Origin of the sequence: Georgenia muralis, from assembly GCF_003814705.1 — a bacterium.
Classification (GTDB): domain Bacteria; phylum Actinomycetota; class Actinomycetes; order Actinomycetales; family Actinomycetaceae; genus Georgenia; species Georgenia muralis.
The window spans coordinates 1073153-1090177 of sequence record NZ_RKRA01000001.1; the positions used below are offsets into that span (position 1 = coordinate 1073153).

A 17025-nucleotide genomic window follows, 5' to 3' on the forward strand; every position below is an offset into this window, starting at 1 on the left:
GCGGGTGCCGCTAGGCCGGGGCGCTGACGAGCTTGTACCCGAGCCCGCGGACGGTCTGCAGCATGGCCGGGCGGGAGGGGTCCTCCTCGATCTTGGCCCGTACCCGCTTGACGTGGACGTCGAGCGTCTTGGTGTCGCCGACGTAGTCCGCGCCCCAGATGCGGTCGATGAGCTGGCCGCGGGTGAGGACCCGGTCGGGGTTGCGCAGGAACAGCTCGAGCAGCTCGAACTCCCGCAGCGGCATGGCGACCGGGTCGCCGTCGACCTGGAGCTCGTGGCGGTCCACGTCCATCCGCACGCGGCCGACGGTGAGAACCGCGGGCTCACCGAGGTCGTCGTCGCCGGCGGTGCGGCGCAGTACCGCGTGGACCCGCGCGAGGAGCTCGCGGTAGGAGTAGGGCTTCGTCACGTAGTCGTCGGCGCCGAGCTCGAGGCCGACCACCTTGTCGATCTCGCTGTCCTTGGCCGTGAGCATGATGACCGGGACGTTGCCGTGCTGGCGCAGCTGCCGGCACACCTCCGTCCCCGACATCCCGGGGAGCATGAGGTCGAGCAGCACGAGGTCGATCCCGCCGCGCTCGTACGCCGCCACGGCCTCGAGCCCGTCGGCCACCGGGACGACCTCGAACCCGTCGCGCTCCAGCTTGTAGGTCAGCGGCTCGCGGTAGGACTGCTCGTCCTCCACCAGCAGGATCGTCGTCATCGGCGTGCTTCCTTCCTGCCGCGCCGCCGCGCGGCGCGTGTCTCGTCGTCGGCGTCGCCGACCTCGTCGCGCGAGGTGGTGCCCGGCCCGGCCGGGCCGGTGCCGCGGGCCGGGACGGCGGCGTCGTCACGGTCGTCGGCGTCCTCGGTCCCGCCGGCCTCATCCGGGCTCTCGCCGGGCTCGATCGCCTCGGGCAGGACGAGGGTGAAGGTCGAGCCGCGGCCCTCGGCGGACCACAGCTCGACCCGGCCGCCGTGGTCGCTGGCGATGTGCTTGACGATGCTCAGTCCCAGCCCGGAGCCGCCCGTCTCGCGCGAGCGCGCCTCGTCGAGGCGGTAGAACCGCTCGAACACCCGCTCGCGCTGGTCCACGGGGATGCCCGTGCCCTGGTCGACGACGGCGATGCGCACCAGGGCGTCGTGCCGGGACACCCCCACCGACACCCGGGACTGCGCCGGGGAGTACCGGATGGCGTTGTCGAGGAGGTTGCGCACCGCGGTGGTGAGCAGGGACGCGTCGCCGTAGACCTTCAGCCCGGTTGTCCCGCCGACGACGACGGACACGCGGCGGTCCCGTGCGGCGACGCGGACCCGGTCCACCGCCTCCGTGACGACGTCGTCGACGTGGACGAGCTCCGGCTCGACGAGCGCGTCCGGCTCCTGGAGCCGGGAGAGCTCGATGATCTCCTGGACGAGGGCCGCCAGGCGACGGGACTCCTTGCCCATCTGGCCGGCGAAGTGGCGCACGGTGCCGGGGTCGTCCGCGCTGTCCGCGACGGTCTCGGCGAGCAGCGAGATGGCACCGACGGGGGTCTTGAGCTCGTGGGAGACGTTGGCGACGAAGTCACGACGCATCTCCTCGACGCGGCGGGCGGCGGTGCGGTCCTCGACCAGCACGAGCACCCGGCCGGCCTTGAGGGGGGCGACGCGCACCTGCATCCGCAACGTGCCGGCACCCTCGACGGTGCTGCGCGGCAGGGTCAGCTCGGTGTCGCGGATCTGCCCGTCCCGGCGCAGGCCCTCGACGAGCGCCCTCAGCTCGGCGGGGACGAGGGCGTCGTTGCGTACCAGGCCGAAGCTGTAGGCGGCCGGCGAGGCCCGCAGCACCTCGTCGTCGGGCTCGAGGACGATGACGCTCTGGGGCAGCACGCTCAGCACCGAGACGACGTCGTCGTCGACGGTCCCGTCGTCGGAACGCCCGGGACCGCGCTGCTCGCGCTCGCTCAGGCGGAACGCGAGAACCCCCACGGCGCCGACGAGCACCCCCAGGAGGGCCACCCCCACGAGCTGCCAGATCTGGTCCACGCCGTGAGCGTACGGCCCGCCGGACGTCTTCACCGAGACCGCCCCGGCAGGCCGCCGGCCGTTCACCCGCGCGCCACCGGGTGTACACCCAGGATGGCTTGACTACGGTAGGAAGCAGAGCAACGGCACGAACCGGTCACGAGCCGACGGCTGGACCGCACACCTGGAGGAAGCCATGCGCGAGATGTTCACCCACGAGCTGGAGGCCTTGCGCGACGACCTGGTCAAGATGGCGAACCACGTCGCCGTCGCGATCGAGAAGGCGACGTCCGCCCTCGACAACGCCGACCTCCTCGTCGCCGAGGAGGTCATCGACGCCGACCGCCGGATCGACGGCATGGAGCGCGCCCTGGACGACCAGGGCATCTCGGTCCTCGCCCGCCAGCAGCCGGTCGCCACCGACCTGCGCGTGGTCGTCTCGGGGCTGCGCCTGTCCGCCACGATCGAGCGGATGGGCGACCTCGCCCGCCACGTCGCCTACGTCGCCCGGGGCCGCTACCCGCAGACGGCGCTCGACGGCCCCATGCGCGACCTGGTCTCGGAGATGGGCTCCCAGGCGGTCAAGGTGGCCCAGCGGGTGACCCAGCTGCTGGAGAACCGGGACCTCGACCTCGCCGCCGAGATCGAGCGGGAGGACGACGTCCTCGACGAGCTGCACCGCCGCTCGTTCGAGATCGTCCTGGACGAGTCGGTGCCCATGACCCGCCAGCAGGTGGTCGACGCCGTCCTGCTCGGTCGTTACCTCGAGCGGTTCGGCGACCACGCCGTCTCGGTCGCGCGGCGGGTGTCCTATCTCGTCACCGGTGACACCGTGTTCGAGACCGACCACAAGGACGGCGAGACGGACGCCCACCGCGACTGACCGGAGCCGGCACCGGCACCGTCAGGAAGGCGCCCTGGCACGCCGGTCAGGATCGCCGCCCACCAGGTCGGAGCACGCGAGAGCCCCCGCACCACCAGGTGCGGGGGCTCTGCCGTGTCAGGGGCGCGCCGGTCGGCTCACTTGCCCTGGTTGGCGACGGCCTTGATGGCCTCGGCGGCGGCGTCGGGGTCCAGGTAGGTCCCGCCCTTGGTGACGGGGGTGAGGTTCTCGTCCAGCTCGTAGACCAGCGGGATGCCGGTCGGGACGTTGAGCCCGGCGATCGTCTCGTCGTCGATGCCGTCGAGGTGCTTGATGATCGCGCGCAGCGAGTTGCCGTGCGCCGCGACGAGAACGGTCTTCCCGGCCTTGAGGTCGGGCACGATCTCGGCGTCCCAGTACGGCAGCGCCCGCTCGAGGACGTCCTTGAGGCACTCGCTGCGCGGGATGGGCTCGCCGGCGTAGCGGGGCTCGGCGTCCTGGGAGTACTGCGACCCGAGCTCGATCTCCGGCGGCGGGACGTCGTAGGAGCGGCGCCAGAGCATGAACTGCTCCTCGCCGTACTCCTCGCGGATCTCCTTCTTGTTCTTGCCCTGCAGGGCGCCGTAGTGACGCTCGTTGAGGCGCCAGTCGCGCTTGACGGGGATCCAGTGCAGGTCGGCGACGTCGAGGGCGTAGTAGGCCGTCGAGATCGCGCGGCGCAGCAGCGACGTGTGGAGGATGTCCGGGGACACCCCCGCCTCCTTGAGGAGCTCGCCGCCACGCTTGGCCTCGGCGACGCCCTTCTCGGACAGCGGCACGTCCACCCAGCCGGTGAACAGGTTCTTGGCGTTCCACTCGCTCTCGCCGTGGCGGAGCAGTACCAGGGTGTAGGTCATGGCGGCCATTCTTCCATCCCCGACCACGGGCGGCCCGGGGACCCAGGTCACGAGGTGAGGGACCTCACTCACCGGCCTCTCACGCAGACCGGCCGGCCCCCGTGAGGGAGCCGGCCGGGTACAGGCGTCCGGAGGACGTCCTGCGTCGGGGAGACCTCAGTTGGTCGCCTTCTCGTAGGCCTCGCGGATCTCGGCCGAGATCCGGCCACGCTCGGAGACCTCGTACCCGTTGTCACGGGCCCAGTCGCGGATCTTCCCCGCGTCGGAGCCGGACGAGGCGCGGCCCGCGCCGGCCTGCGCCCCGCGCTTGGCGGGCGCCTTGCGGCCGCCGGCGCGGCGGGCGTGCCCGATCCACTCGGCGAAGGACTCACGAAGGGCGTTCGCGTGCTCGTCGGTGAGGTCGATCTCGTACGAGACGCCGTCGAGCGCGAACGTCACCGTCTCGCTCGCCGACGAACCGTCGATGTCGTCGACCAGAGTCACCTGAACCTTTTGCGCCATGTTTCTCGATTCTTTCTCTCGTCATTCCGGTGTGAGCCGGAGTGAGTACCCCCTGCGGTGGAACGGGACCGGTCCACCCACCGAGAACACTAATTGGCGGCAACGTCATTGTCACGCCAATCACGGAGAAGTTGTGGAGAAGCTATCCGTCCCTTCCGTCGGGACGCTTCGCCGCCTCGCGGTCCATCCGTTCCAGCGCCGCGCGCTCATTCCGGTCGGCGTTGACCATGGCGCGAATGACGACGAAGAAGAGAAATCCGGTGCCCACGGACGGGATGAGCGCGATGAGGTAGTCCACACCTGGAGTCTACGTGCCACCTCTGTCCACGTCGGGGCGACGGCTGCCCGGCCAGGCACGACGTGCGCCGGTCCCGGCCCGCGACAGGCACCGATCCGGGCGGGGAGGCGTCGGAGCCGCAGCGACGGGCACGTGGCCCGCCGTCACGAGGTGCCGGGCTCACCGCGCTCACGCACGGACCGAATACACCGTCAGCCGGCGTAGATATCAGAACTGGCCCGTCCACAAAATGACGTGATGCAGTCCTCAGAATGGGCGCAAGAACTGCCCCGACCTGAGGGGGCGACGCCGGTGGCACGCCCGACGAAATTCCCGAAGCTCCCCACGGAAAATGCCTCCGGTGCCCGGCCAGACGCACTGCACGCACGGGACGAACCGCTTCGGCGACGCCCCGGAAATGGGTCAGGCCCACCCCGCACCGGGGTGGGCCTGACCATCTGGAGCCGCCTGTGGGAATCGAACCCACGACCTATTCATTACGAGTGAATCGCTCTGCCGACTGAGCTAAGGCGGCGTGCTCGCCCGGGAGCTCCCGGGCGCGGCCCGACCACTCTACCGGCAGGTCCGGGGCGGCGACAAAACGGCCCCGCGGCCCACCGGGGCCGTCCTCAGCAGGTCGTGCCCTCCTCGGGCACCACGCCCTCGAGGAGGAAACCGTCGACCGCGGCGTTGACGCAGTCGTTGGAGCGGCCGTACGCGGTGTGCCCGCCGCCGTCGTAGGTGAGGAGGACGCCGCTCTCGAGCTGGTCGGCGAGCGCGACGCTCCACTCGTAGGGGGTGGCCGGGTCGCCGGTGGTGCCGACCACCATGATCGGCGGCGCGCCCGCCGCGGTGACCGGCTCCCGCTCCGCCCGGTCCTGCGCGGGCCAGGCGTCGCACAGCACGGCGCCGTAGCCCATGATCGGCCCGAACGTCGGGGCGGCGGCCTCGAGCTCGTCCGCCTCGGCCTTCCACCGGGCGAGGTCACCCTCGACCGGGTAGTCGAGACAGTTGACGGCCCAGTTCGCCTCGGTGGTGTTGACCGGGTAGGAGCCGTCGGCCTCGCGACCGGCCAGGAGGTCGGCGAGGAAGAGCAGCTGGGAGCCGTCCCCCTCGTTGATGGCCTGGTCGAGGGCGGCGGTGAGGGCGAACCACGTGGAGTCGTCGTACAGCGGGGCGATGATGCCGGAGAAGGCGAGCGAGGCCGTGAGCTCACGACCGTCCGCCGTCGGCAGGGGCGTGTCGCCCGTCAGCTCGAGGAGGGTGCGGACCTGGCCGACGGCGTCGTCGACGCTGCCGGAGAGCGGGCAGTCGGGCCCCGCCAGGCAGTCCTCGGCGTAGGCGCGCAGGGAGCTCTCGAAACCGACCGCCTGCGCGAGCGTGGTCTCGTGCGCGGAGAGGCTGGGATCCATGGCCCCGTCGAGCACGAGCCGGCCGACCCGCTCGGGGAACAGCTCGGCGTAGGTCGCCCCGAGGTAGGTTCCGTAGGAGAAGCCGAGGTAGTCCAGCTCGTCCTCGCCCAGCACGTGGCGCAGGACGTCGAGGTCCCGGGCCGCCGAGACGGTGTCGACGTTGGCCACGAGGTCGCCGGAGGTCGAGGCGCACCCGTCGGCGATGAGCTGCGCGTCGGCCTGGTAGGCCCGCAGGCCCTCGTCCGTCTCGAGGTCGTACTCCGCCGCCCGGAGGCGGTCGAGCTCGGCGTCCGAGACGCAGTCCACCGGGGTCGAGTCACCCACGCCACGGGGGTCGAGGCCGACGACGTCGTACGCGTCGCGCAGCTCGGCGGTGAAGTAGCTGGGGGCGGCCTCCGCGAGCTCGATCCCGGAGGAGCCCGGCCCGCCGGGGTTGATGACCAGCGACCCCTGCTTCTCCCCCGACGCGAGCAGCCGCTTGGCGGCCAGGGTGATGCTCTCCCCACCGGGGTCGTCGTAGTCCAGCGGCACCGTGATCTCGGCGCACTCGAAGGTCTCCCCGCACGAGGCCCAGGCGACCTCCTGGCCGTAGTACTCGGCCAGCGCCTCGGGGACGTCGTCCGCCTCGCCGCCGGCGGTCGGCGATGCCGACGGCGCTTCGGAGGACGGCGCCGATGGCGTCGTCGGTGCGGCCGCGGGCTCGTCGCCGGAGACCGAGGTGCACGAGGTCAGGACGAGGGCGGCGGCGACGAGAGCCGGGGCGGGGCGGGGGCGGCGCACCCCGTCACGCTACCTTCCCGCCGGTGCCGCCCGCACCCGGCCGCCCGGGTCTGTGGGCGAGACCACCGCAGGGTGGGACGTCATCCCTGGGGGCGCAGGGCCACCATCATGGCCTCCACCGCGAGCAGGGGGGCGACGTTGCCGGCGAGCCGCTCGCGCGCGACACCGACGGCGTCCATCCGCCGCACGGACTGCTCCGGCGTCGAGCCGGCGGCGAGGCGCCGGACCTCCTCGGCGGCGTCGGTGTTGACGAGGTCGACGTCGGCGCCGAGCTGGACCACCAGGACGTCGCGGTACAGGGAGAGCAGGTCCACCATCGCCCGGTCGAGCACGTCGCGCTGGGCGCGGGTGGCGCGGCGCTTCTGGTCGTCCTCGAGGGTCTTGACCTGGCCGCGCAGGGCGGGTGGGAGCCGGGAGCCGGCGTCGGCGCCCAGCGTGCGCAGGAGCTCCGTGCGCTCGGCCGCGTCGCGCTCCTCGGTGGCCCGGCGGGCGTCGACCGTGGAGATCTCGATGAGGTCGGCCGCGGCGAGCACGGCGTCGCCGACCCCGCGGATCGACGTCGGCACGGCCAGGAGGCGACGGCGCCGCTCCCGGGCCTCCGGGTCCCGTGCGAGGCGGCGCGCCAGACCGATGTGGGACTGCGCGGCGCGGGCCGCCGAGAGCGCGACGTCGGCGGGCAGGCCGTCGCGGCGCACGAGGAGCTCGGCCACCGCCCGCGGGTCGGGCACCCGCAGGTGCACCGCCCGGCACCTCGACCGGATGGTCGTGAGCACGTCCTCCGGGCTCGGCGCGCACAGCAGCCACACGGTGCGCGGCGGGGGCTCCTCGATGGCCTTGAGCAGGACGTTGGAGGTGCGCTCGACCATCCGGTCGGCGTCCTCCATGAGCATCACGCGCCAGCGGCCCTGCGACGGGGCGCGCTGCGCCTGGGAGACGAGGGGGCGGATCTCGTCGATGCTGAAGATGACCTTCTCGGTGCCCACGAGGGTGACGTCGCCGTGGGTGCCCGCCAGCGCCGTCGTGCAGCCCTGGCAGCGGCCGCAGCCGGGCTCGTCCGGGTCGGTGCACTGCAGGGCGGCGGCGAAGGCCCGGGCCGCGACCGAGCGGCCCGAGCCGGGCGGCCCCGTCACGAGCCACGCGTGGGACATCCCCGGCCCGCCGCTGCGCGCCGCGGCGACGGCGTCGCGCAGGGTGGCCACGACCTGCTCCTGGCCGACCACCTCGTCCCAGACGCTCACGGCCGGGTTGCCTCGGTGACGGCCGGGAGCAGCGGGGCCAGCCGGCCACGCACCCGCTCCTGGATCTCCTCGGGCGCCAGCGTGGCGTCCACGACGAGGTACCGGTCCGGCTCCGCCGCGGCGAGCTCGAGGAAGTGCTCACGCACCCGCGCGTGGAACGCGGTGGGCTCGCGCTCGATCCGGTCCGGCCGTCCGGTGCGGCGGGCGGCCGCGACGACCGGCTCGAGGTCGAGCAGGACGGTGAGATCCGGCAGGAGGCCGTCGGTGGCCCACAGCGACAGGGCGCGCACCTCGTCGGCGCCGAGGGCCCGGGCGGCGCCCTGGTAGGCCACCGAGGAGTCGAGGTACCGGTCCGTCACCACGACGGCTCCCCGGTCCAGGGCCGGGCGCACGAGGTGGTGGACGTGGTGGGCCCGGTCGGTGGCGTAGAGCAGCGCCTCGGTGCGCGGGTCGACGTCGTCGCCGTGGAGCAGCGCGTCGCGCAGCACCTGCCCCAGCTCGGTCCCGCCCGGTTCGCGGGTGAGGACGACGTCGTGGCCCAGGGTCCGCAGCCACTGCCCCAGCAGGTCACGCTGGGTGGTCTTGCCGGCGCCGTCACCGCCCTCGAAGGAGACGAAGCACCCGCGGGACGTGGCCGTCGCGGCGGCCGGGTCGGGGGCGGGGGGCGGGCCGTCGGTCACCGGGTCAGCGTAACCACCGGCGGGCCCGGCCCGGCGCCGGCGGTGTGGACACCTACCGCTCCCGCCTTGCCTCTCACTCGCCCGGGTACACCACGCCGAGCTGGCGGCGGATCTCGTCCATGGTCCCCATGACCTCGAGCGTCGCGCTCCAGGGCATGACGTCGGACTGCTGCCGGCCCGCGCTCACGCACCGGGCCACCTCGGCGGCCTCGTACTCGAAGCCGTACCGGTGGCCCGCGAGCTCGGCGGGGGGCCACTGCCACGCCTCCCCGCCCCGCGGCGTGACGACGAAGGAGGTCGAGCCGTAGAAGGGCCCGGCGACGTCGATGCGGCCGTCCGTGCCCACCACCGACGCGCCCGTGGCGCTGGCCGTCCACATCGAGGCGGTGCAGACGGCGAGCGCCCGCTCGTGCTCGCCGTCGTAGGTGAGCACGACCGCCTCCTGCAGGTCGACCCCGCGGTCGGTGAGCACCCCGGCGGCGCGCACGCCGGCCGGTGCGCCGAGGAGCAGGTGGGCGAACGAGACGTCGTAGACGCCCAGGTCGAGCAGGGCGCCGCCGGCCAGCTCGGGAGCGAACAGGCGCTCGACGTGGTCCAGCCGCTGCCCGTGGTCGGCGGTGACGGTGCAGATCTCGCCGAGGGCGCCGGAGCCGACGACCGCGCGCAGCGCGACCATGTGGGGCAGGAAGCGGGTCCACATCGCCTCCATGGCGAACAGGCCCTGCCGCTCGGCGACGGCCAGGACCTCCCGGGCCTCGGCGGCGCTGCGCGTGAAGGCCTTCTCCACGAGCACGTGCTTGCCGGCCTCGAGCGCGAGGACGGCGTGGTCGCGGTGGTGGCTGTGCGGCGTGGCGACGTAGACGGCGTCGACCTCGGGGTCCGCGACGAGGTCCTCGTAGCTGCCGTGGACGCGCTCGATGCCGTGCGCCGCGGCGAACGCGCCGCCCTTGTCCGCGCTGCGGGAGCCGACGGCGACGACGCGCTGGGCGGAACGTGAGGGGACGTCACGGGCGAAGGTGCCCGCGATGCCGCCGGCACCGAGGATCCCCCAGCGCAGCGCGGGGGCGTCACGCGGGTCGGGCGGCATCGGGAGGGAGGGCGGCGTCGTCGCCAGGAGGCTCATGGTGGCCAGGCTAGGGCCTGACGGCGAGCCGGAACGTCCCGTCCACGAGCACGGCGTCCAGCGCCACCTCCCCGCCCGGGGCGACGGTGAGGCTGGTGGTGGCCCGGCCGTGCGTCGAGCGGCGGTTGCGGTAGTGCACCCCGACCTCGTGCGTGCCGGGCGCGACCACGAGGCGCCGCTCGCCCAACCAGGACAGGTCCGTCTCGACGCCGTCGACGCTGAGCACCGGGGTGGCGAGGGCACGGCGGAGCCGGGCGATGAACCCCTCGGTCCGAGCCTGCACGGTCAAGGTCGCTGCGACGGTCACGGGGCGATCCTGCCAGCGACCCGGATGACCGGCACGCCGTGCCTGGGAGCCCGCGGGACGGCCCTGCCGCGGGTCAGCCCTTCTTCGCGGGGGTCTTGCGCGTCGTGGCCCGCTTGGCGGGCGCCTTGCGTGTGGTGGTCTTCTTGACCGGCCCCTTGGCGCGCTTCTCGGCGAGGAGCTCGAAGCCGCGCTCGGGGGTGATCGTCTCGACGTCGTCGTCCTTGCGCAGGGTCGCGTTGGTCTCGCCGTCGGTGACGTAGGGGCCGAAGCGGCCGTCCTTGACCACGACGGGCCGGCTGCTCACCGGGTCCTCGCCGAGCTCGCGCAGCGGCGGCTTGGCGGTGGCGCCGCGGCGGGTCTTGGGCTGGGCGTAGATGGCCAGGGCCTCGGCGAGGGTGATGTCGAAGACCTGCTCCTCCGACTCCAGCGTCCGCGAGTCGGTGCCGCGCTTGAGGTAGGGACCGTAGCGCCCGTTCTGGGCGGTGATCTCCTGGCCCTCGGGGTCGGTGCCGACCACCCGCGGCAGGGACATCAGCCGCAGCGCGTCGTCGAGGGAGACGGTCTCGAGCTGCATCGACTTCAGCAGCGACGCGGTGCGCGGCTTGGCCGCAGCCTTCTTCCGGGCCGGCTTCTTCGCCCCCTCGGCGGGGGCCGACGCGTCCTCCTCGGGGAGGACCTCGGTGACGTAGGGGCCGAAGCGGCCGTTCTTCGCGATGATCGTGTGACCGGTGGCCGGGTCGGTCCCCAGCTCGCGGCCGTCGTCGGCCTGACGCTCGAGGAGCTCCCGGGCCTTGGCGGGGGTGAGCTCGTCCGGTGCGACGTCGTCGGGGACGGACGCGCGGCGGCCCTCCTCGCCGTCGGTGCCGGCCACCTCCAGGTAGGGGCCGTAGCGCCCGACCCGCACCGTGATGCCCTCGCCGATGTCGATGCTGTTGACGGCGCGGGCGTCGATGTCGCCCAGGCCCTCGACGAGGTTCTTCAGGCCGGGCCGCTCGGTGGCGGTGTCGCCGCGGTAGAACCGCGCCAGCCAGTCCACCCGCTCCTCCGAGCCGGTGGCGATGCGGTCGAGGTCGGACTCCATCTCGGCGGTGAAGTCGTAGTCCACCAGGCGCGGCAGGTTCTCCTCGAGGAGGCGCACCACGGAGAACGCCAGCCAGGTGGGCACGAGCGCCTGCCCGCGCCGGTCGACGTACCCGCGGTCGGTGATGACCGAGATCGTCGCGGCGTAGGTCGACGGCCGGCCGATGCCCCGCTCCTCCAGCGCCTTGACGAGGGAAGCCTCGGTGTAGCGCGGCGGCGGTGTGGTCTCGTGGCCCTCGGCGCTGACCCGGTCGGTCTCGACGAGGTCGCCCTCGGCCAGGACGGGCAGCCGGGTCTCCTTCTCGTCGCGGCCCTCGCCGGCCTCGTAGCGCTCGGCGTCGCGGCCCTCCTCGTACGCGGCCATGAAGCCGCGGAAGGTGATGACCGTGCCCGACGCCGTCAGCTCGGCGCGCCGGTCGCCCTCCGCCGTCGCGGCGGTCGCGGCGAGCCGGACGGTCGCGGTCGAGCCCCGGGCGTCGGCCATCTGCGAGGCGACGGTGCGCTTCCAGATGAGCTCGTAGAGCCTGAACTGCGACCCGGTGAGCTGGTTCGCCACCTGGGCCGGGGTGCGGAAGGAGTCACCCGCCGGCCGGATCGCCTCGTGCGCCTCCTGCGCGCCCTTGGCGGCCTTGCCGTACGTGCGGGGCTTGTCCGGGACGTACTCGGCCCCGTAGAGCTCCCCCGCCTGACGCCGGGCGGCGGCGATCGCCTGCCCCGAGAGCGCCGAGGAGTCGGTACGCATGTAGGTGATGTAGCCGTTCTCGTACAGCCCCTGCGCGGTGCGCATGGTCTCCCGGGCGCTCATCCGCAGCTTGCGGGAGGCCTCCTGCTGCAGAGTGGAGGTGGTGAACGGGGCGGCCGGACGGCGCGTGTAGGGCTTGGTCTCCATCGAGACCACCCGCGCCTGCGCGTCCTCCAGCGCGGCGGCGACGGCGGTCGCGGTGGCCTGCTCCAGGTGCAGGACCCCCGCCCGGGCGGCGGAGGCGGTCAGCGCGCCGTCGTCGCCGAAGTCCCGGCCGGTGGCGACCTTCTTCCCGTCGAGGGTGACCAGACGGGCCTCGAACGGCCGCGGCTCCGTGCCACCGGTGAACACCCCGCGCACGTCCCAGTACGACGCCGACCGGAAGGACATCCGCTCGCGCTCGCGCTCGACGACCATGCGGGTGGCGACCGACTGCACCCGTCCGGCGGAGATGCCCGGCTTGATCTTGCGCCACAGCAGGGGTGAGACCTCGTAGCCCACGAGCCGGTCGAGGATGCGGCGGGTCTCCTGGGCGTCGACCAGGCGCGTGTCAAGCTCGCGGGTGTGCTCCAGCGCCCGGGTGATCGCCTCCTTGGTGATCTCGTGGAAGACCATCCGCTTGACCGGCACCTTGGGCTTGAGGACGTCCAGGAGGTGCCAGGCGATGGCCTCGCCCTCGCGGTCCTCGTCCGTGGCCAGGTACAGCTCGTCGGAGTCCTTGAGGAGGCGCTTGAGCTCGGCGACCTTCTTCTTCTTGTCCGGGTCGACGACGTAGTAGGGGTCGAAGTCGCCCTCGACGTCGACGGCGAACTTGCCGTACGGCCCCTTCTTCATGTCCGCCGGCAGCTCCGAGGGCTGGGGCAGGTCGCGGATGTGGCCCACCGAGGCCTCGACGTCGAAGTCCGGGCCGAGGTAGCCGCCGATGGTGCGGGCCTTGGCGGGGGACTCGACGATCACGAGCTTGCGGGAGGTGGGCATGACGTCCTTCGAGGCGTGGGCGGCCGGCCGCGGCCGGATCTCTCGCGGCTGACGGTACATCGTGGATCCGGTGTCGTCGTCACCGCCGTCCACCGGGCGGCGGCGCCGGGCCGCGGACCCGGGGTGGGCTCAGGCGGGGTGGTCGATGGCGATCGCGGCCGGCCGCGGCGCGCGTCCCAGCGGTTGCGGGGGGCGCGGCAGCAGCGGCTCGGGCACCCGGACGGGGTGCTCGACCGGCTCGTCGGTGACCTTCACCTCCTCGCCGTACAGCAGCACCGGGACGCTCGCCCCGGGCTGGTCGGGCAGCCACAGGCGCACCTGCTCGTGGGTGACCTCGACGCGCAGGAGCGCGCCGCGCCAGCGCAGCCCGAACGCCATGCGCCGCACCGGGCCGGGCAGGGCGGGGGCCAGCCGGACGGCGTCGCCGTCCTCGCGGAGCCCGCCGAGCCCGCTGACGGCGGCGGTCCAGGCCCCCGCGAGGGAGGCGATGTGCAGCCCGTGCGCGGTGTTCTGCTGGAGGTCGTGCAGGTCGACGAGGGCGGCCTCGTGGAGGTAGTCGTGGGCGAGGTCGAGGTGGCCGACCTCCGCGGCGACGATCGCCTGGGGCGAGGCCGAGAGGGAGGAGTCGCGCACGGTGCGCCGCTCGTAGTAGTCGAGGTTGCGGGCCTTCTGCTCGGCCGTGAAGGCGTCGGTGCGCCACACCATCGCCAGGACGAGGTCGGCCTGCTTGACCACCTGCTTGCGGTAGAGCTGGACGTAGGGCGCGTGGAGCATGAGCCTCGATCCACCGGTGGGGTGGGCGGGTCGTGACGCACGAGTGCCCTTCTGACCTGGGACGATGGGACTTGTCTAAGGTTCCGCGTCGCAGATAGAAGGGCACTTCGCAGGTGCGAGTCTCTCACAAGGTTTCCACGGATTTTGATGACCCGAATCTGGTGTCGGTGGCGGGTCTGGTCCCGACGATGGCGTTGGCGCGGCGGGCCGGGCTGCATGACCTGGCGGGGCAGCGGGTGAAGGTGCCTGGCGATGCGGGCGCCAATGCCGCGATGAAGGTCCCGGCCCTGGTGGCGGGGATGGTCGCGGGCGCGGACAGCATCGATGACATGGACCTGTTGCGCCACGGCGGCATGGGGAAGGTCTTCGCCGGGCTGCGGGCACCGTCGACGTTGGGCACGCATCTGCGCGCGTATACCCATGGGCATGTGCGCCAGCTCGACTCGGTCGCCGCGGCCGTTCTGGTTGGCCTGGCCGGGGAGGTCCCGGACCTGCTCAAGGGTTCCGAGGAGGTGGCCTACCTCGACGTTGACGACACCATGCGGCAGACCCACGGGTACCAGAAGCAGGGCGTGGCCTACGGGTACAACAAGACCAAGGGCCTCAACGCCCAGCTCGCGGCGGTCTCGACCCCGCTGGCGGCGCCGGTGATCGCCGCCACCCGGCTGCGCCGGGGCAACGTCTCCTCGCCCCACGGGGCGAAGTCGTTGATCACCGAGGCGCTGGGCACCGCACGCCGGGCCGGGGTGAGCGGGCAGATCACCGTGCGGGCCGACAGCGCGTACTACACCCACGCCGTCGTCGCCGCCGCCTCCAGGGGCGGGGCCCGGTTCTCCGTCACCGCCCGGATGGACCCCGCGGTGGTCGCGGCAATCTCCCGGATCCCCGAGACCGACTGGGTGGGGATCAAGTACCCCGCGGCGATCTGGGACCCCGACGAGCAACGGTGGATCTCCGACGCCGAGGTCGCCGAGGTCCCCTTCGTCGCGTTCACCTCCCGCCGGAAGGCCGAGCACGTCACCGCCCGGTTGATCGTGCGCCGGGTCAAGCGCCTGAATCCCAGGTCGGTCCCGGCCGGGCAGGGCGAGATGTTCGCCGCCTACCGCCACCACGCCGTCTTCACCGACACCGAGCTGGCCATGCTCGAGGCCGAGGCCTCCCACCGCGACCACGCGATCATCGAGCAGGTCATCGCCGACCTCAAGGACGGCCCGCTCGCTCACCTCCCCTCCGGGGTCTTCACCGCGAATTCGGCCTGGACCGTGCTCGCGGCCATCGCGTTCAACCTCACCCGCGCCGCCGGCACCCTCGCCTCGACCCGGCACGCCCGAGCCCGGACCGCCACCATCCGCAAGCATCTGATCACCGTCCCGGCCCGTCTCGCGACCTCCGCCCGCCGGCTGCGCCTCCACCTGCCCAAGGACTGGCCCTGGGAGCACCCCTGGCGCGCCCTCAACGACGCCGCCTTCGCTCCACCGCTCGCCCCCGCGGCCTGAGCCGCAGTTCCTGACCGCACGAGGAAACACACCGAAGTGGAAAAGGCCGGGCACACCGGCGACTACCCCACGCCCACCCAGGGGTGAACGGCCCCGACCCGAAATCAATCACCAAAGAATCCGCGTCGGTGGATCGAGGATGAGCGGGTACCGGCCCACGGTGGCCTCGAAGTCCCACTCGGCGTACCGCGTGAAGTTCGCGCACGCCGGGTGGACCTGCAGCTTGGCGTCGAAGGGCACGTGGACCGACCGCGCGGCGCGGCGCCACCGGGCGATCTCGGCCTCACCCACGCCGAGCAGCCGGGCGGCCCGGCGCTGACGGGTGCAGGCGCCGACGGCGGCGTTGAGGTTGGCGGCGGCCATGAGGTTGGTGAAGACGTTGTCGTCGACGACGGCGGTGTACTCGTCCGGCCCGGTGACGCCGTCGACGTGCCAGCGGCCGGCGGCGTCGTGGTGGCCCAGCGAGATCCACAGCCGGGCCGTCTCGACGAGGACGTCCAGCCCCACCGACCGCTCGAGGCCGTCGTCGCCGGTGGCCCAGCGGTAGAGCTCGAACGCGCGGGTGATGTCGGCGTTGATGTGGAAGGCGGCGGTGCCGGCGGGCCAGTACGCGGAGGTCTCGTCGCCGTCGATGGTGCGCCAGGGGAAGGTCGCACCGGCCAGGCCGAGCGTCCGGGCGCGCTCCCGCGCCCGGTCCAGGGTCGAGGCCCGCCACCGCAGCGCGTGCGCGGCGGCGTCGGGCGCCGTGAGGGTCAGGACAGGCACGACGAAGCCCTCCACGTCCCAGAACGTGTGCCCGTTGTACCCGGTGCCCGTCAGCCCCTTGGCGCCGATGGCCCGCCCCTCGGTCCGCGCGCCGGCCTGGAGGACCTGGAAGGCGGAGAACCGCAGCGCCTGCTGGAGGACGGGGTCGCCGTCGATCTCGATGTCGGCGGCGCGCCAGAACTCGTCGAGGTAGTCGCGCTGGGCGCGGCGGAGCATGTCCCAGCCGGAGTACTTGGCCCCGGTGAGGGCCGCGGCGACCTGGTCCCGCAGCGCGGGGTCCGAGCGGGTCCTGGACCACCCGTAGCCGAGGTACTTCACCACGCGCAGCTTGTCCCCGGGCCGCAGGATCGTCACCACGGTCGTGCGGGCCCAGTCCTGCCGCACCTCGTTCTCGACGTCGTACTGCCGCGAGCACTCGATGTCGTGGTCCATCCCGGCCGCGAGGTGCAGGCCGCTGTGCGCGGTGCGGTGCAGCAGGACCGACCCGTGCTGCTCGACGTCCTGGCCGACCGCGACGAGCGGGTTGTCCAGCGCCTCGGCCACGCGCGGGTCGTCGCTGTCGACCTCGGGCGGCGCCTCGTTCGCGACCAGCTCGGACTGCAGGATGATCCGCACCTCCTGCTCCGCCTCGACCGTGTAGGCGATCGCGGCGACCGCGCGGTGCGCGAAGGAGACCAGCCGCGTGGACTTCACCCGCACGGCCCGGCCGGCCGGGGAGACCCAGTCCACCCAGCGCTGCAGGGTCCCCTCGCGCATGTCGAGGACCCGCTCGTGGCGCAGCACGGTGCCGTACCGCACGTCGAACGGCTCGTCGTCCACGAGCAGCCGGATGAGCTTGCCGTTGGTGACGTTGACCATCGTCTGGCCGGACTCGGGGTAGCCGTAGCCGCCCTCGGGGTAGGGCAGGGGGTGGTGCTCGAAGAACCCGCTGAGGTACGTGCCCTGGGTGTGGTGCGGCTCGCCCTCGTCGAGGTTCCCGCGCAGGCCGATGTGACCGTTGGACAGGGCGAAGAGCGACTCGGTGCGACCCAGCCCGGCGAGGTCGAGGGTCGGCTCGCGCACCGACCACGGGTCCACCGGCAGGGAGCCGCGCCCGTGCGCGACGTGCAGGGGCCGTTCGGACGGCGC

At 73.1% G+C, this 17025-nt stretch carries 14 protein-coding genes, 1 tRNA gene and 1 pseudogene; 2 read left to right on the top strand and 14 right to left on the bottom strand.

From position 1 onward, the window contains the following. Positions 1 to 10: 10 nt before the first annotated feature. Together EDD32_RS04655 and EDD32_RS04660 are read right to left on the bottom strand one after the other, a co-directional pair. Positions 11 to 703 carry a response regulator transcription factor gene (locus EDD32_RS04655; RefSeq protein WP_123915154.1) on the bottom strand — a complete coding sequence of 231 codons (693 nt, stop codon included), beginning with the start codon at positions 701 to 703 and terminating at the stop codon, positions 11 to 13. Then, a complete protein-coding gene (locus tag EDD32_RS04660; protein ID WP_123915157.1) occupies positions 700 to 2007 on the bottom strand; it encodes a sensor histidine kinase in 1308 nt (435 codons plus the stop codon). Before EDD32_RS04660 ends, EDD32_RS04655 begins: the two co-directional genes overlap by 4 nt. Before the next feature lie 175 nt (positions 2008 to 2182). Between EDD32_RS04660 and phoU the strand changes: the two genes are divergently transcribed. Beyond that, complete coding sequence (phoU, locus tag EDD32_RS04665) at positions 2183 to 2869, top strand: phosphate signaling complex protein PhoU (RefSeq protein WP_123915160.1); 687 nt, start codon at positions 2183 to 2185, stop codon at positions 2867 to 2869. Between the two features lie 137 nt (positions 2870 to 3006). On the opposite strand, the gene EDD32_RS04670 is transcribed toward phoU, so the two are convergent. The 11 genes from EDD32_RS04670 to EDD32_RS04715 all read right to left on the bottom strand — a co-directional run bounded on the left by EDD32_RS04670 (position 3007) and on the right by EDD32_RS04715 (position 13636). After that, positions 3007 to 3744: a phosphoglyceromutase gene (locus tag EDD32_RS04670; RefSeq protein ID WP_123915163.1), complete on the bottom strand. Its 738-nt coding sequence runs from the start codon at positions 3742 to 3744 to the stop codon at positions 3007 to 3009. A gap of 156 nt (positions 3745 to 3900) precedes the next feature. Next, the gene (locus EDD32_RS04675; protein ID WP_123915166.1) at positions 3901 to 4245 is read right to left on the bottom strand and encodes a histone-like nucleoid-structuring protein Lsr2; all 345 of its coding nucleotides are present in this window, start codon (positions 4243 to 4245) and stop codon (positions 3901 to 3903) included. Positions 4246 to 4387: 142 nt separating this feature from the next. Further along, a complete protein-coding gene (locus tag EDD32_RS18745; RefSeq protein WP_170175212.1) occupies positions 4388 to 4543 on the bottom strand; it encodes a hypothetical protein in 156 nt (51 codons plus the stop codon). Between the two features lie 438 nt (positions 4544 to 4981). Next, a tRNA-Thr gene (locus tag EDD32_RS04680) sits at positions 4982 to 5057 on the bottom strand. A gap of 94 nt (positions 5058 to 5151) precedes the next feature. Then, a complete protein-coding gene (locus EDD32_RS04685; RefSeq protein WP_123915169.1) occupies positions 5152 to 6714 on the bottom strand; it encodes an alpha/beta hydrolase in 1563 nt (520 codons plus the stop codon). A gap of 80 nt (positions 6715 to 6794) precedes the next feature. Beyond that, entirely contained in the window at positions 6795 to 7952 is a 1158-nt protein-coding gene (locus EDD32_RS04690; protein ID WP_123915171.1) for a DNA polymerase III subunit delta', read from the bottom strand. Then, on the bottom strand, positions 7949 to 8632 hold the full coding sequence (gene tmk / locus EDD32_RS04695) for a dTMP kinase (protein WP_123915174.1): 684 nt from the start codon (positions 8630 to 8632) through the stop codon (positions 7949 to 7951). The genes EDD32_RS04690 and tmk overlap by 4 nt, the downstream gene beginning before the upstream one ends. 73 nt (positions 8633 to 8705) lie before the next feature. After that, complete coding sequence (locus EDD32_RS04700; protein WP_123915177.1) at positions 8706 to 9755, bottom strand: Gfo/Idh/MocA family protein; 1050 nt, start codon at positions 9753 to 9755, stop codon at positions 8706 to 8708. Positions 9756 to 9765: 10 nt separating this feature from the next. Next, positions 9766 to 10062 carry a hypothetical protein gene (locus EDD32_RS04705; protein ID WP_123915180.1) on the bottom strand — a complete coding sequence of 99 codons (297 nt, stop codon included), beginning with the start codon at positions 10060 to 10062 and terminating at the stop codon, positions 9766 to 9768. A 73-nt stretch (positions 10063 to 10135) separates the two neighbouring features. Next, positions 10136 to 12862, bottom strand: a complete 2727-nt coding sequence (gene topA / locus EDD32_RS04710; RefSeq protein ID WP_123915183.1) for a type I DNA topoisomerase — start codon at positions 12860 to 12862, stop codon at positions 10136 to 10138. Positions 12863 to 12991: 129 nt separating this feature from the next. Beyond that, complete coding sequence (locus tag EDD32_RS04715; RefSeq protein ID WP_123915186.1) at positions 12992 to 13636, bottom strand: glycosyl hydrolase family 65 domain-containing protein; 645 nt, start codon at positions 13634 to 13636, stop codon at positions 12992 to 12994. Between the two features lie 113 nt (positions 13637 to 13749). Between EDD32_RS04715 and EDD32_RS04720 the strand changes: the two genes are divergently transcribed. Next, the gene (locus EDD32_RS04720; RefSeq protein ID WP_123914576.1) at positions 13750 to 15132 is read left to right on the top strand and encodes an IS1380 family transposase; all 1383 of its coding nucleotides are present in this window, start codon (positions 13750 to 13752) and stop codon (positions 15130 to 15132) included. Between the two features lie 126 nt (positions 15133 to 15258). On the opposite strand, the pseudogene EDD32_RS04725 reads toward EDD32_RS04720, so the two are convergent. After that, positions 15259 to 17007: pseudogene (locus EDD32_RS04725) on the bottom strand (glycoside hydrolase family 65 protein); the annotation flags it as partial. Positions 17008 to 17025 lie beyond the last annotated feature (18 nt).

What these genes read in the sequence shown, in the direction of transcription:
- EDD32_RS04655 (WP_123915154.1), bottom strand. Translation starts at nt 703, where the DNA reads ATGACGACGATCCTGCTGGTGGAGGACGAGCAGTCCTACCGCGAGCCG.
- EDD32_RS04700 (WP_123915177.1), bottom strand. Translation starts at nt 9,755, where the DNA reads ATGAGCCTCCTGGCGACGACGCCGCCCTCCCTCCCGATGCCGCCCGAC.
- EDD32_RS04675 (WP_123915166.1), bottom strand. Translation starts at nt 4,245, where the DNA reads ATGGCGCAAAAGGTTCAGGTGACTCTGGTCGACGACATCGACGGTTCG.
- EDD32_RS04670 (WP_123915163.1), bottom strand. Translation starts at nt 3,744, where the DNA reads ATGACCTACACCCTGGTACTGCTCCGCCACGGCGAGAGCGAGTGGAAC.
- EDD32_RS04715 (WP_123915186.1), bottom strand. Translation starts at nt 13,636, where the DNA reads ATGCTCCACGCGCCCTACGTCCAGCTCTACCGCAAGCAGGTGGTCAAG.
- phoU (WP_123915160.1), top strand. Translation starts at nt 2,183, where the DNA reads ATGCGCGAGATGTTCACCCACGAGCTGGAGGCCTTGCGCGACGACCTG.
- topA (WP_123915183.1), bottom strand. Translation starts at nt 12,862, where the DNA reads ATGCCCACCTCCCGCAAGCTCGTGATCGTCGAGTCCCCCGCCAAGGCC.